The sequence below is a fragment of the Hydrogenovibrio crunogenus genome, assembly GCF_004786015.1.
GTDB classification, from domain to species: Bacteria; Pseudomonadota; Gammaproteobacteria; order Thiomicrospirales; family Thiomicrospiraceae; genus Hydrogenovibrio; species Hydrogenovibrio crunogenus.
Genome location: NZ_CP032096.1, coordinates 1,725,444 through 1,739,745, shown reverse-complemented (window position 1 = coordinate 1,739,745; position 14,302 = coordinate 1,725,444). Strand labels below are relative to the sequence as shown.

At 42.2% G+C, this 14,302-nt stretch carries 16 protein-coding genes; 4 read left to right on the top strand and 12 right to left on the bottom strand.

What is annotated here, in order from left to right:
- Positions 1–34: 34 nt before the first annotated feature.
- Positions 35–1,054: a GGDEF domain-containing protein gene (locus tag GHNINEIG_RS08320; RefSeq protein WP_135796213.1), complete on the top strand. Its 1,020-nt coding sequence runs from the start codon at positions 35–37 to the stop codon at positions 1,052–1,054.
- Positions 1,055–1,234: 180 nt separating this feature from the next.
- On the opposite strand, the gene GHNINEIG_RS08315 is transcribed toward GHNINEIG_RS08320, so the two are convergent.
- From GHNINEIG_RS08315 to GHNINEIG_RS11765, 10 genes are all read right to left on the bottom strand, one after another.
- Positions 1,235–1,462: an SHOCT domain-containing protein gene (locus GHNINEIG_RS08315; protein ID WP_223260865.1), complete on the bottom strand. Its 228-nt coding sequence runs from the start codon at positions 1,460–1,462 to the stop codon at positions 1,235–1,237.
- Positions 1,463–1,643: 181 nt separating this feature from the next.
- A complete protein-coding gene (locus GHNINEIG_RS08310) occupies positions 1,644–2,189 on the bottom strand; it encodes an elongation factor P hydroxylase (RefSeq protein ID WP_135796212.1) in 546 nt (181 codons plus the stop codon).
- 50 nt (positions 2,190–2,239) lie between these two features.
- On the bottom strand, positions 2,240–3,520 hold the full coding sequence (gene hemL, locus GHNINEIG_RS08305; RefSeq protein WP_135796211.1) for a glutamate-1-semialdehyde 2,1-aminomutase: 1,281 nt from the start codon (positions 3,518–3,520) through the stop codon (positions 2,240–2,242).
- 73 nt (positions 3,521–3,593) lie between these two features.
- Entirely contained in the window at positions 3,594–4,097 is a 504-nt protein-coding gene (locus tag GHNINEIG_RS08300; protein ID WP_135796210.1) for a peroxiredoxin family protein, read from the bottom strand.
- A gap of 74 nt (positions 4,098–4,171) precedes the next feature.
- The gene (gene rpiA, locus GHNINEIG_RS08295; RefSeq protein ID WP_135796209.1) at positions 4,172–4,834 is read right to left on the bottom strand and encodes a ribose-5-phosphate isomerase RpiA; all 663 of its coding nucleotides are present in this window, start codon (positions 4,832–4,834) and stop codon (positions 4,172–4,174) included.
- 171 nt (positions 4,835–5,005) lie between these two features.
- Positions 5,006–5,503, bottom strand: a complete 498-nt coding sequence (locus tag GHNINEIG_RS08290; RefSeq protein ID WP_135796208.1) for a hypothetical protein — start codon at positions 5,501–5,503, stop codon at positions 5,006–5,008.
- Positions 5,504–5,634: 131 nt separating this feature from the next.
- The gene (locus GHNINEIG_RS08285; protein WP_135796207.1) at positions 5,635–6,123 is read right to left on the bottom strand and encodes a copper chaperone PCu(A)C; all 489 of its coding nucleotides are present in this window, start codon (positions 6,121–6,123) and stop codon (positions 5,635–5,637) included.
- Positions 6,124–6,139: 16 nt separating this feature from the next.
- Entirely contained in the window at positions 6,140–6,766 is a 627-nt protein-coding gene (locus GHNINEIG_RS08280) for an SCO family protein (protein ID WP_135796206.1), read from the bottom strand.
- 78 nt (positions 6,767–6,844) lie between these two features.
- Positions 6,845–8,530: a TonB-dependent receptor domain-containing protein gene (locus GHNINEIG_RS08275; protein WP_223260864.1), complete on the bottom strand. Its 1,686-nt coding sequence runs from the start codon at positions 8,528–8,530 to the stop codon at positions 6,845–6,847.
- Complete coding sequence (locus GHNINEIG_RS11765) at positions 8,412–8,939, bottom strand: TonB-dependent receptor plug domain-containing protein (protein WP_223260863.1); 528 nt, start codon at positions 8,937–8,939, stop codon at positions 8,412–8,414. The genes GHNINEIG_RS08275 and GHNINEIG_RS11765 overlap by 119 nt, the downstream gene beginning before the upstream one ends.
- A 354-nt stretch (positions 8,940–9,293) precedes the next feature.
- Between GHNINEIG_RS11765 and ilvA the strand changes: the two genes are divergently transcribed.
- On the top strand, positions 9,294–10,817 hold the full coding sequence (gene ilvA, locus GHNINEIG_RS08270; RefSeq protein WP_135796205.1) for a threonine ammonia-lyase, biosynthetic: 1,524 nt from the start codon (positions 9,294–9,296) through the stop codon (positions 10,815–10,817).
- Positions 10,818–10,872: 55 nt separating this feature from the next.
- Here ilvA and GHNINEIG_RS08265 read toward each other — a convergent pair whose 3' ends face one another.
- Both GHNINEIG_RS08265 and GHNINEIG_RS08260 read right to left on the bottom strand, forming a co-directional pair.
- Positions 10,873–11,451 carry a 5-formyltetrahydrofolate cyclo-ligase gene (locus tag GHNINEIG_RS08265; RefSeq protein ID WP_135796204.1) on the bottom strand — a complete coding sequence of 193 codons (579 nt, stop codon included), beginning with the start codon at positions 11,449–11,451 and terminating at the stop codon, positions 10,873–10,875.
- Positions 11,452–11,834: 383 nt separating this feature from the next.
- Complete coding sequence (locus GHNINEIG_RS08260; protein ID WP_223260862.1) at positions 11,835–12,086, bottom strand: cell division protein ZapA; 252 nt, start codon at positions 12,084–12,086, stop codon at positions 11,835–11,837.
- 311 nt (positions 12,087–12,397) lie between these two features.
- On the opposite strand from GHNINEIG_RS08260, the gene GHNINEIG_RS08255 reads away from it, so the two are divergent.
- Together GHNINEIG_RS08255 and pepP are read left to right on the top strand one after the other, a co-directional pair.
- Positions 12,398–12,967 carry a UPF0149 family protein gene (locus GHNINEIG_RS08255; protein WP_135796202.1) on the top strand — a complete coding sequence of 190 codons (570 nt, stop codon included), beginning with the start codon at positions 12,398–12,400 and terminating at the stop codon, positions 12,965–12,967.
- 11 nt (positions 12,968–12,978) lie between these two features.
- Complete coding sequence (gene pepP, locus GHNINEIG_RS08250; protein WP_317616025.1) at positions 12,979–14,301, top strand: Xaa-Pro aminopeptidase; 1,323 nt, start codon at positions 12,979–12,981, stop codon at positions 14,299–14,301.
- The last annotated feature ends 1 nt before the right edge of the window (position 14,302 follow it).

Below are 14,302 nucleotides of genomic sequence, written 5' to 3'. Positions count from 1 at the left end.
TTATGTATATGAATTTGACGCTAGAAGGATGAGTATGAATCACCAAGTTATCGCTAGAAAAGCGATTGAGCATTTAACGAAGCATAATATAAAACCATCCCCAGTAACGTTTAGCATTTGGTTTCTTTATTATTTGGGTCAAAATAAAGCTCTCATTTCACGAGTGAAGTCTTTACTTTCCACCGGTCAGGAAATTTCAGATGCCTCCTATGAAAAGCTTTATGAAGTATATGTTTTAAAAGAACATTTTAGAGACTCATTAGGCATTAATCGAAATACCAGTCAAATCATTAATAAAGCGAATGATTTAAAAGCCAAGATTCACGAGTTTGTTGAAAGTATTCGAGGTCATAAAGATACCCTGGGTGACATGCGTGAAAGTCTAACGGTGGCTGAAACCCGAGAGGCAATCGAGATTATTTTATCGGAAGCGATTATGGAGCTTAAAACCGTTGAAACCGACTCGGTTGAAACCACGCTTTGGATGCAAAAAAATGTCAAAGAACTGGAATCGGTTCAAAATGAAGTCATTGAAATAGAGCAGAGCATGAGTCGTGACTTCTTAACGGGGTTACCTGATAAAACCTATTTTGAAAAGACGTTGATGGAATTTTTAAAAGAATCGATGTCAGGCGTGATTTCGAAAAGACATTTTATCGTGTTCGATATTACCGATCTAGATTATTATAACGAAGCATTTTCTTGGTTGTTAGGTGACAGTATTATCCGTTTGGTGGTGAAAATCATTCAGACTGAAACGGATGAAAACTGGGAAATGATGCGACTTAGCGAAGATGAATTGGCTGTTTTCCCACCGCCATCTTTCCCGATTCATAAAATTCCAGATTATATTGAGCGTATTCGAACCATTATTCACAGTAAGAAGGTAGTCGTAAAAAATAAACAGCAGGAAATTAAAAATATTTCATTGAGTGCTGTGATTGTGAAAGTCGCGGTTTATGATGATGTGGAGACGGTCAATGATAAAATTCAAAAAGGGTTGGATATAATCAAGGAAGGTCAAAACGGAAAAGTTATCAAAATTGACGAGTAAACTATGTGGGCCTTCATTGAAATCGGTTTGTTTGTTTTATTGATGGGATTACTCGGTTGGGCTATTTTTAGCAAGCCTAAAAAATAAGCATTGAACACGTGATATGCTTTTAAAAACGGCCAGGCCTGGCCGTTTTTTGATTAAGAACACAATAATTTTCCGTTATGATTGCGATTTTGTTCAGACTTCTAACTCTTTTTTACGTTCTTCAAACTCTTGTTTTGAAATTTCACCTTTAGCATACCGTTTCTCTAGTATTTCCAAGGCGGTTTCATTCGGTTTGCCGGCGTTATTGGTAACGGTATTAAAGACTTTAATCAGTAACAGAACAACGATGATGAAAATCAGCCAGAATATCCACATACCGCCGCCCATAAAGCCCCACATTGTGTGATCGTTATACATCATGTCCCTCCTTTTCTAGGAGCCATTTCGTATTTATCATCTCATCGCGGTTGCTTACCACTAGACTCGTTCGAACAAATAGAGAATGCAGTGTTTTTCACTGTTTTCTTTTATTCTAGTCCTCCGTTTTAAAAAACGCTAATTAATTAGATTAATGTCCTTTGTATGGTGGAGAGAGCAAGCGTCAGTCTGGAAGCTTAAATAGAGTTGCAGACAGTTGGTATTCAGGTTGATAGTGGTCTAGCAAAACTTGAGACCATATTTGAGCATCTTCTGGCAACCCTTGGGTTAGATAACTGTCTATTTGTTTTAAAACATTTTTCTGAAAGGATTTAGAGGGGCTCGCATTGCCTGTTAAATTGTCTGCGCTGAACACAAATGGAAAGCCAGCTGACATTGAAAAGATCCATTCAAGTGCTTGAGGCTTTATCTCGACTTTTTCAAACTCAGCTTGTTGTTCGGGTGAGCGTCCATCGGGTTGATACCAGTAACCAAAGTCTTCTAATAGACGTCTTTCAGAGCCTGCGACACACCAGTGTGCAATTTCATGTAAAGCAGAAGCAAAAAAACCATGAGCAAAAACAATTCGATGATGGGGATGATTGTTCCCTGGGTCGGCAGGACGATAAATCGGCTCTTCTTCACAGCAGACCAATTGTGTATTTCTTAACGGTAGAAAGGTTTGGTTGAAAAGTGAAATTAGCGTGCCTTTATCAAAAGAAGTATTCATGATTAGAAAACAGTGGCTCAAAAGATAAGCCACTGTATGGATATGTTGGTTTAAAGGGTGGCCATGACTTTTTTCGCAGCGGCAATGGTGTTATCAATATCCTGGTCAGTATGAGCAGAAGAAACAAAACCAGCTTCAAAAGCAGAAGGGGCTAAGTAGATCCCTTCATTCAGCATGCCGTGATAGAAAGCTTTAAATCGATCCATATCGCCTTTCGCAACTTGTGCAAAACGTCGAATATGCTTTTCCTTTGAAAAGAAGAAACCGAACATCGCACCGACTTGGTTTGTTGTGAAAGCAATGCCAGCGTCATCTGCTGCTTGTTGAAGTCCGTTGACCAGCTTGGTTGTTTTAGCTTCCAGAGCTTCAAAAAAACCTTTTTCACTGATGAGTTCCAGTGTTTTGAGTCCTGCTGTCATGGCGATGGGGTTACCTGATAAAGTCCCTGCTTGATAAACAGGCCCTAGAGGGGAGATATGTTGCATCACTTCTTTCTTACCGCCAAAAGCACCCACTGGCATGCCGCCACCGATGACTTTTCCGAAAGTGGTTAGATCAGGTGTTACGTTATAACGGCCTTGAGCGCCTGTTAAGCCAACACGGAAGCCACACATGACTTCATCAAAAATTAAAACGGTGCCATTTTCATCACAGACTTCACGAAGTGTTTCAAGGAAACCTGCTTCTGGTGGAATGCAGTTCATGTTACCGGCAACAGGTTCGACAATGATGCAGGCAATTTGATCACCGATTTCAGAGAAGACTTTTTTCACTTCATCTGAATCATTATGCGTGAGTGTCAACGTTTCTTCTGCTAAGCAAGCCGGCACACCTGGAGAAGAGGGAACCCCTAATGTTAATGCGCCTGAACCTGCTTTCACCAATAAAGAATCAGAATGTCCATGATAGCATCCTTCAAATTTAACGATTTTATCACGCCCAGTATAGCCCCGAGCTAAACGAATGGCTGTCATTGTCGCTTCCGTGCCTGAGCTCACCATTCGAACCATATCCATTGAAGGAATCAAATCACAAACCATATCGGCCATTGTGGTTTCAATTTCCGTCGGCGCACCGAAAGACAGTCCTTTTTCAGCTTGTGCTTGAACAGCTTTAATCACATCCGGATGCGTATGCCCTAGAATAGCAGGCCCCCACGAAGCCACATAATCAATGTATTGTTTACCATCCACATCGGTTAAATAAGCCCCTTTTGCCGATTCGAAAAAGACAGGGTCTCCGCCCACGCCTTTAAATGCTCTAACGGGTGAATTAACTCCGCCTGGAATATGGGCTTGAGCGGCTTCAAATAAAGTATGAGAATTTGACATGGTTTTTCCTGTTGATGTGTGTTGTGCAATAAATTGAAATGGCCGTTAAATTAATAACGTTGAATGACGGTTTTTATAAATCAGGTGTCATTTTCTTGATACGTTCCGTAACGATATCAAAGTCAACTTCACCGATTTTTTGATAAACAATGTTGCCATTTGGCGCAATTAAGAAACTGGTCGGTGTTAATAGAACCCCACCAAATGCTTCGGCTATCTTGCCATCGGAGTCTTTCACAAATGAAAACGGGTAAGGGTTTTTTGCGATAAACTTTTGAACTTGCTCGGCAGGATCATAATTCATTGATACAGCCACGAGTTCGAACTTATCGCCAAACTTTTGTTTCATCTGTGCCAGGTGAGGCATTTCTGTAATACATCCAGGACACGTGGTGGCCCAGAAGTTCACTAAAACCGGTTTCATGGGTTTATTGAGTTGAATGGTTTCACCTTGCGCGGTCTTAACCGTGATGTCAGGTGCTTTTCCCAATCCATCTGAAAAAACAGTCAGATACAGTAAAGTACCGAGTAAGACTAAAACGAGGATGCCGAATAGCTTGCTGCCGATTTTATTCATTTCAATGCCCTGGTTACAGAAATAACATGACTTCAACATGATTTATTGTCACGTCGAAGCCTTGGACGCTTGGTTTAAGCTTTGATGGTTTCAACGCCGTTGGCAGTACCACATAGGAAGATGTCTGCGTTACGTGCTGCAAACAATCCATTTGTTACTACGCCGACGATGCTGTTCAATTCAGTTTCCATCGCAACTGGGTCTGTGATCTGCAAACCGTGGATGTCTAAAATGACATTGCCATTGTCGGTTGTAAACCCTTCACGCAAGACGGGCTCACCACCGAAACGTTTAACAACTTCACGGGCAACATAACTGCGTGCCATCGGGATGACTTCAATTGGAAGTGGGAATTTGCCTAGCACATCGACTTTCTTGCTGTCGTCCGCGATACAAACAAATTGTTTCGCCACGGCCAACACGATTTTTTCACGTGTTAATGCGCCGCCGCCACCTTTGATGAGATTTAATTTAGGGTCCGCTTCGTCGGCACCATCAATATAAACAGATAACTCATCAACAGAGTTGAGTTCCATTACAGGGATGCCATGACCTTTCAAACGCTCTGCGGTTGCTTCAGAACTAGCGACAGCGCCTTTGATTTTGCCCTTGATTTTAGCAAGCTCATCAATGAAAAAGTTTGCTGTAGAACCTGTTCCTACCCCAATAAAAGTGTCAGGAACGACATATTCGATTGCCGCAATAGCAACTTGTTGTTTTAATTCATCTTGTGTCATGGTGTTATTCTCTAATTCATTATTAATGATGGCGCATATTTTAATCACTTTAGTGTAAAAAGTATAGATTAAGTATGGCAGCGAGGAAGCGGTCAGCTTTTTTGAGTGACGTCTTGTTGGGTTTGAAGTCTATTCAGGGTAGTTTTAAAGCCTGAATAGACTTTGAAAAGCTTATTGGTGGTGCATAGGTGTGCCGCCAGGTGACTGGTAGATCACTGGAGGAGCTTGAGTCTTTGGTTTTTCATGAATCAATTTAGGCGGTAGTTCGCCTTCTTTGCGTTCATATTTTTCAACCACCATGCCCATTTGGGTCACATAGTAATGGGTTGGGTAGACATGAACCACTTTGTACACCATTGGGCGTAGTTGTTTTCCTTTCTCAGCCATTGGCTTTCCAAGCGTCATATACATGCCGCACATGGTCGAACCGTTAACGACTTGTTTTTTTGCAAAATTGTCATGATCTTGGACGCTCAATTGTCCACGACGATCAAGTTCTTTCATGTAAGAGGCTTTATCTGCCTCAGATGTTAAAGTGCTGTAATCGACACATAGCTTGAGTGTTTTAACGTCGTCCAGTGGATTTTTTTCATCCGCATAAGACGCTGTAGAGAAAGACAATGCGGTTGTTGCCGCCAGTGCTAAAAGGGCGAAGTTTTTACTCATCATGAACTTGAGGCCTTTATTTTTTAATTTTGGTCTGATGAGTATAGAGATAAAGGTTTTTTTTTCAAGAGATAAGTCTGAAAAGAGTATGGATGAGTGATTGCCTGTTGAGGCAACTCACTCTGATAGAGGGGCTAGTGATGGTGGTGCATATTGTTCATATTACCCATGGGATTCATGACCGATTTAACCGGAACCGCTAATTCTTTTTGGCTGCCATCTTTGAATTTGAGTGTCACTGGAATGGTCTGACCTTCTTTCAATTCTTTTTGTAAGCCGATGAACATAATATGAAGTCCGCCTGGTTGAAGTTTGGTTTCTTGGTGTGCGTCAATTGAAATGTATTTGATCTGACGCATTTTCATAACGCCGTTATCATTGATATGCGTATGAAGCTCGACTTTTTTGGCGGCGTTGGAGGTCGCACCAACTAAGCGGACTTCTTGGTCGCTGTTATTTTTAAGGGTTAAAAAACTACCGGTTGCCATGGCACCCGGAGGCACTTCACGAATATAGGCATTATCTACATCAATGGACGAAGCATCATTGGCGAAAGCATTGAAACTCAATATTGAAAGACATGCTGTTATAAAAGTTGAGGTGACATTGAATTGAAAACGCATTTTTATCGCTCCAGTTTTAGGGATGTTGTGTCATGAAATGACGGATTTGCTGTGTAAAAATATCCGGGCTGGTGGCGTGAGGCAATTGCTTCACCAGTTCGCCTTGGGAATTAATTATATAAGTAAATGCCGAGTGATCAACGGAATAAGTTGTATCATCTGGCTTTTCTCGATGAATCGCGTAAACCACGCCATAACGATCTGTAATGTCATCAATGATCGCTTTTTTACCCGTTAAACCGACCATACCACTGTTAAAGTAGTCAGCATATTGTTTCAGCCTGGTTGGCGTGTCTCGATCAGGGTCGACCGAAATGAATAGGATTTGGAGTTGATCTTGTTCTTTGGGCGTTAACTGCTGATACGCCATGGCTAAGTTGCCTAGGTTGGTAGGGCAGATGTCTGGGCAAAACGTATAACCAAAATAAATCAAGACCAGTTTGCCTTTGTAATCCGACAAGGAAACTGGACCAGATGCAGAGGTTAACGTGAAATCACCCCCTTGGGGTTCTTGGCTTAAAGAAGCCGTTGTTATTTTGGAGTCTGCAGACGTCAGAAACTGAATCGGAGGCGTTAACCATATAATGACACTCACTCCAATAACCAAGAGGGTGATGAGGATTAAGAAAATACTTTTTTTCATAAAATTAAGAAGTCTTTGAGATCTCTTTTTGTCAAAAAAAGGGCGCTTAGCGCCCTCTATAGATTAATAACCTGCTAATTAAAACTTGGCCGTCACTTTTGCCCAGTAGTTGCGCCCCGGCTCATTGTTTTTATAAATGGTTGGGTCGACAGGATCATAGCTTAAGTGATCATAATAAGCGTGATCCATTAAATTGTCGATTCCTGCATTAATTTGCCAGGTTTTAGATAACTGATATCCTCCGTAAATGTCTAACGTGCTCCAAGCTGGCGTTTCGCCATGGTTTGCTTCAGGCGTATAGGCCTTATCAATATCAGTTTGTTCTAGTGCAAAGTTAAAACGTCCCCCTAAGTGCCAGTTGCTTGGACGATAGGTTGCGTGTAGTGACCCTGTTGGAGCAGAAATCATTGCAATATTACGATTGTCGGTCGTGTTACGACCTTTCGTCAAGCTGAATTGTCCTCCTGCAGTAAACGCGGATGTTATTCTATAATCTGCTTCCAGATCGGCCCCATACAGTTCAGCGTCGACATTCACGTACACTTCAGTTTGATCTTTAGCGGTTGTTTTAATGCCATTGTCATATTGATTAGTGGCTAAATCTCTCAAGATATAATCATTGACCTTGTCATACCATACCGAAATATTCCAATTCAATTGCGCCGTTTTTTGCCCAAGGCCTAAATCGATTTGGTTATGTTGTTCGGGTTTGATATTCGGGTTTCCAACCCAGCTGGTTTGGGTACCACTCATCATGCCCCATTTTGACATGAATCTTTCGGTCGCATCGGCTGTTCTTTTCGTATGGCTAGCACCTAAATACCATTTATAGTTTGATGCGAACGTATTCTCAAATCGAAGTAACCCACTTAAATTATCTTCATTTGCTGTGCTTTCACCGTTGTAATCACTGTAGGTTTTTGCATAGACCAAGCTTGGCATGTTTCCAGGTGCACCGGTTGGTGCTTGGTTGATGTCATTCGCTTTAACATCAATCTGGTCATAACGCAGCCCGAAAATTAAATTGCTTTGTTGTGAAAGTAAGGTATTGGTCTCTGCAAACAGACTTTTGGTCGTGTTTGTCACATCTGGCCACATATAATTTAGGGAAGTGTTCGGAGTCACCGAGCGATTCCAAAGCGTTGCCTCTTTATTGACGCTTTCCAATTGCATTCCGTAGTCAAACTGTGTTTTGCCAATATGGCTGGTTAATTTAACTTTTGCGCCATTCGATTCTGTTGAGGTTGGCGTTTCTCTTTTCATCATGGCAGAAGGCGGGTTTCTGAGATCAAAATTATTCATGACATGATCCACCGTAGAGCGGTATAAGTCTATATCTACGTCGGCAATGGCTTCGGACAGTTGACGGCCTTCATATTTCAAGCGCAACATGGTGCCTTCTGTTTCTGGGGCATCCATTGCAGCACCCGGATATAGAGCATCTTCTGTTCGACTTTTCTCGGCAGACAATTTTAAGTGATGGTTGTCGCTTGGTGTCCAACCCAAATCAATATGACTTTGGTTTGTGTTATAGCTAGATTTAACGACATCGCCATTGCCGTCCGTGTAATTGTTGGCGTCTTTACGAGAGCCTTGAACCACAACATAGCCTGTTTTACCCACCGCTTGAACTTCAGCGTTGGTTTCATAATTTAAAATATTCGATTTCCCAACAGAGACTTCTCCTGAGGTGGTTTTTTTCAGGATTATAGGTGGGTTTTTGACGGTTAAATAAAATGGTTCCGCCGCTTCCACCCGGACCATTTAAAACGCTGTTGACGCCACGGATTACCACGACTTCATCATAAGACGATACTTCGGAGTAAGACGTCGGTGGATCCATTCTATTCGGGCATCCGCCTTCAATCTTGGCACCATCTAAAAGAATGTTAAGTTGAGAGTATTGTTGTCCTCTAATTTGAGGGTCTAAGCCATGTCCGCCTTTTCTTGCCGCAGAAACTCCGTTGACTTGGCGAAGCACATCTCCAGTTTCACTATTACCATTGTCCAGCAGCTCCGCACTCGTGTGAGTATCTTCTTGCGGTGCCGCTTCCTCTGCGGTTGCGGCAACGGTTATTTTTTTCAACTTATCCGTTTCGGCATAAGTCGTTGAGCTAAGAGTTGATGTGGATAAAGCTGCTAATATAGCGATATAAAGAGGTGACTGATTCATTTCTAAAGTTCCTTAGGGAAAGGGTTGTTTTTCTAGGGTTGATGGCCCAAATGATGTTTTATCTAACATTCTTAGAGGGCTTATATTATTTGAGGGTATTGTATGTAATAAATTTTAATTAAAGTCTTAAGAGAGTGTGGTGAATTTGTCTAAAGACTTGCTACAGGATTGAGGAAATCTTAAGTCTTGATCTGGAATAATTTTCGTGATGTTTTGAAATAAAAATATGTAAAGACGAGTGGCGATGATAGGAAATTTAACCGTCAATTTAAAATAATGTTGGGTGGCGGTTTTGTTATGCTTCAATACCGTCTAAAATGTGTTTAAATGATTTTCAACCATAAGGAATCCTGAATGCCTGAAACAATTCTGCGTCGAGTTTTAAAAGCCCCTGTTTACGATGTGGCTGAACAAACGCCTTTAGAAAAAGCTCCGCTGATTTCACGTCGGGTTCGTAATAATATTTGGTTGAAACGTGAAGATTTACAGCCGGTTTTTTCATTTAAATTAAGGGGGGCATATAACCGCCTTTATCATTTAACAGATGCAGAAAAAGAGCGAGGTGTGATTGCGGCTTCAGCGGGAAACCATGCACAAGGGGTCGCATTGTCTGCGACAAAAATGGGCATTAAAGCCGTTATTGTCATGCCAAGAACGACTCCGGCGATTAAGGTAAATTCAGTTCGAAACTTGGGTGGGGAAGTCGTGTTGCACGGTGACGCCTACGATCAAGCAGCAGCGCATGCTAAAACATTGTGCGAAGAAAATGGTTATACCTATATTCCGCCTTATGACGATGTAGATGTGATTGCTGGTCAAGGCACGATTGCATTGGAAATGTTGCGCCAAAGCAAACCTTTTGATGTGATTTTCGTTCCGGTCGGTGGTGGAGGGTTGATTGCAGGTATTTCAGCGGTTATTAAGCAAGTGTCTCCTGAAACCCGCATTGTCGGCGTTGAGCCAGAAGATGCTGCTTGTATGACCGAAGCCCTTAAAGCGAAAGAGCGGGTCAAACTTAATTCGGTTGGTATTTTTGCAGATGGCGTGGCTGTAGCACAAGTCGGTGAGATTCCATTTCGTATTGCGCAAACTTGTGTGGATGAAATGGTGACCGTTAAAACCGATGAGATTTGTGCTGCGGTTAAGGATATTTTTGAAGACACCCGTGCGATTGCCGAGCCAGCAGGCGCACTCGCATTGGCGGGAATGAAAAAGTTCGTGGAAGAAAAAGGCGTGGCCGACTTGAATATGGCAGTGATCGTCAGTGGTGCGAATATGAATTTTGACGGTTTGCGCTATATTTCCGAACGGACAGAAATCGGTGAAAAACGCGAAGCCATTTTTGCGGTGACCATTGATGAAAAACCAGGAAGCTTTAAACGCTTCTGTGAGTTACTTGGAGATCGCCGTGCAATTACAGAATTCAATTATCGTTATTCAGATCGTCAAAAAGCGGTGGTTTTTGTTGGCGTGAGAACCGAAGGCGGCACGGCTGAAAAAGAATCGTTGATTAAGCAATTAAAGCAATGCGGCTATGAGTTGGAAGACCTGAGTGATGATGAAATGGCTAAATTGCACTTGCGATTTATGGTCGGTGGCCATGCAAAAGGGGTCGAGAATGAGTTGCTGTATCGTTTTCAGTTTCCAGAACGTCCCGGCGCATTGTTGCAGTTTTTAATTCAAATGAGTGAAGAATGGAACATCAGTTTATTCCATTATCGAAACCATGGCGCTGCTTATGGTCGCGTGTTGGTCGGGGTGCAGGTTCCTCCGGAACAAAAGCCCGCATTTGAAGCGTATTTGGATAACTTAGGTTATCGTTATTTCTCAGAACAAGACAATATTGGGTATCAATTATTTTTAAAACCGATTGAATAGGTTTTAAACACAATTCATCCGGTTCTAAAAATGACCAGGCCTGGTCATTTTTCATTCAAAACGTGTAGAGATTCTTTTCAGTGACCAGTCCTTCTAAAGGAATGTCCCAAGGCTCGGGTTGGATGTGTTCCACTTTCTGACACTCGTGTGCCCATCCAATCAGTTTTGGTCGATTATGACGATGGGTTTGCCAGCGTTTAAACTGAAACGTCCGATCATAAAATCCTCCCCCCATCCCTGTTCGATGTCCTTGTAAGTCAAAGCAGGTCAGCGGCATTAAAACCAGGTCGAGTTGTTGACCGGTTAAGTGATATTGGTTCTGGATTTGTGGCTCTAAAATACCAAAACGATTTGGTGCCAAGACGCTCTCAGGGGTATATTCAGCAAATGCCATATGACGCCCTCGTAAGGTTTTCAGCACGGGTAAAAAAACCTGATGATTTCGTTGCCACAGTGCGTCAATGAGTGAGTCGGTATTGAGTTCACCATCTTGTGAAAAATAAACAGCAATGCGTTTGGGGCGTTGTAGCCAATTGGATCGCAATAATAAATGGGAAGCTTGTCTAGCGTGATGAAATTGTTGCTCAGGGCTCAGCTGGTTGCGTCTTTCTCGACACGTATTTCTTAAGTTCATGCGGGATGAATCTCGTTGGTCACTAAAATCGATGAGACCCTGATGTCTCAAATAAGAAATGGGAATACGAACTAGGCCATTAATCCCTGAACCGTTAAGTTCAGGTGGCAGCCTCGACTAAAGACTTAGGATTCTCGGACATAAGCGAGATTCTCACCATCTAAAGTTTCTGGCCCCGAGATCATAGCTATCGGCAGGGGATTTGAACCTAGTCCGTATGAGTCATTATTATAACAATTTATAGAGTTATTAATAGGGTCAAAGCGGTTTTTCTTATCAGTTGTTTTGATTAGAAACCGGTTACAAATTAAAACATTCTATAAACAAAGGCAAAACTCAGGGGAGTGCTTGATTTAGCGATATTAAATTAAAGGAAGAAGTTATCAGTTTTCTTTTGAAGTGTTGGCAACCTGCGTGATGGCATCTTCAATTTGTTCGTCTAGTCGTAAGCAATATTGTGTGGTTTCTTGTTTCATTTGCAGGTGGTCGTAACATAAGTTTAACGCCACCATTAGAACTTTGCTTTCTCCCTTTAAAGTCGTGACTTGGTCTAGCTTATCTTCCAACATGGTGGCCGCTTCAATCAAGCGTTCACGGTCCTCAGGCTCGCACGGTACTTCAAAAGTGTGGTTCATTAAAGATAACGTTAGCATGGAATTCTCACGTAAAAGGGGTTAAATAAAAAGCCAGTAAGCATTGTGACAAAATCAACCAGTCAAAGTCGATACACAACTTAATCTAAGTTATATATTACGCATTTCGTTTGGGTTTGTCATCCTAGAAAAAATTTAAAAAGACCTTGTCCATTTGGTTAAGCAAAACGCTCATGGTATTATTTGCTCATAAATGCATGAATTCTAGCAAATTAGCTTCTCCTTTAGGTTTGGAGGAGAGTTTGAAAAGAATTTGGAATTTTAATAAATAAAATAAAATGGATTCGTCTTGAATGGAATTTGATCAAATAAATGACGCTTTGCAAGCGTACCCCGAATTGGAATCGCCTTCGTTTTTGCAAGGGATGCTGGTCGGCTTGATGTGTGGTGATGCGAATTTAAAAGAAAGCGCTTGGATTAAAAAAATTCTGGAAGAAGCGAATGTGAAGTCGGTGAAAGAAAGTTTTCTGATCGCATTGCACGAGCTGTATTTAGAGACCGATAAAACTTTGAATGGATCAGGGTTTGAATTGATTCTTTGTCTGCCAGATGAAAATGATCCTTTGCCTGCACGCGCTGCTATGTTGGGTCAATGGTGTGAAGGATTTTTATATGGCATGGGCTTAGGAGGTCAATCAGAGCAAAAACTCAAGGGCGAGGTGGCAGAATTATTCCGCGATTTCGGTGATATTGCTCGCATTGAAGTAGATGGACTTGACGATGTCAGTGATCAGGACGAGTCAGATTTTATGCAGCTTGTTGAGTTTGTCAAAATTGGTGTTTTAACGATTAATGAAGAGCTGAACCCTGTTGAAGGCTCTCCTATCATGATGCAGGATGCGCCCACGGATACATTGCATTAATTATGATTTCAATGACTTTATTTCAAGCCCGTAGAAAGGCCTTGTTGGAAAAATTACCTGACAACAGTGTCGCTTTTATTGCTTCCGGAGAAGAAAAAATTCGGAATCGAGATGTTGAATATGAATTTCGTGCCGAGTCGGATTTTTATTACCTGACGGGATTTGCCGAACCCGATGCGGTTTTGATGTTAATCAAACGCACAAATTCTTCTGATGTGACACAACAGAGTATGTTGTTTTTACGACCGAAAGATGAAGAACAGGAGATCTGGCAGGGTCGACGTTTAGGTGTGGATAAAGCGCCCGAAACATTAAATATTGACCAGGCCTGGTCTATTGATGATTTTGAAGAGCAAGTGCCAGAGTTAATGGAGGGAATGAGCAGCCTCTTTTTTACCTTCGCACAGTTGTCGGAATGGTCAGAGCTGGCTTCAAGTTGGATTCAAGCGCAAAAAGCCAAAGCTCGAAAAGGCATTCAAGCTCCAACTCAGTTACAGGATTTAGATGCAATCTTGCATGAAATGCGGGTGATTAAATCGGCAGAAGAAATCGACTGGATGCGTCAAGCTGCCCAAATAACCGTCAAAGGGCATTTAGCTGCGATGCGATCGGTGGCGCCGGAGAAATATGAATATCAAGTACAGTCCGATTTAGAGAATGCCTTTAAGCAAAACGGTTCCCCGCGTGTGGCTTTTAACACCATTGTGGCGGGGGGAGAGAATGCGTGTGTGCTGCATTACACCGAAAATACCGCGTTGATTCAAGACGGAACGCTTGTCTTGGTTGATGCCGGCGCTGAATTTGCCGGTTATGCAGGGGACATTACGTCAACTTTTCCTGCAAATGGTCAGTTTTCAGAATCTCAAGCGGCTTTGTATGAAATTGTACTGGCTGCTCAAAAAGCAGCCATTGAAGTCATTCAGCCAGGCCTTCGTTATGATGTGATGCATCAAGCTTCCGCAAAGGTTTTAACTGAAGGGTTGGTTCGTTTAGGTATTTTGCGAGGGGACGTGGATCAACTCGTTGAAGAAGAAGCGTATAAACGTTTCTTTATGCATGGCACCGGACATTGGTTGGGAATGGATGTGCATGATGTGGGGCTTTATAAGCACCAAGGTGAATGGCGAACTTTGCAGGCCGGAATGGTCGTCACCGTTGAACCGGGAATCTATATTTCAAGTGATTGCGTAGATGTAGACGCTCAATACCGTGGTATTGGAATCCGGATTGAAGATGATGTGGTGGTGACAGAAACCGGGCATGATGTGCTAACGACAGGGCTACCAAGAACCGTGGCGGAAATTGAACAATGGATGGCACAAAATCGTGATTAAG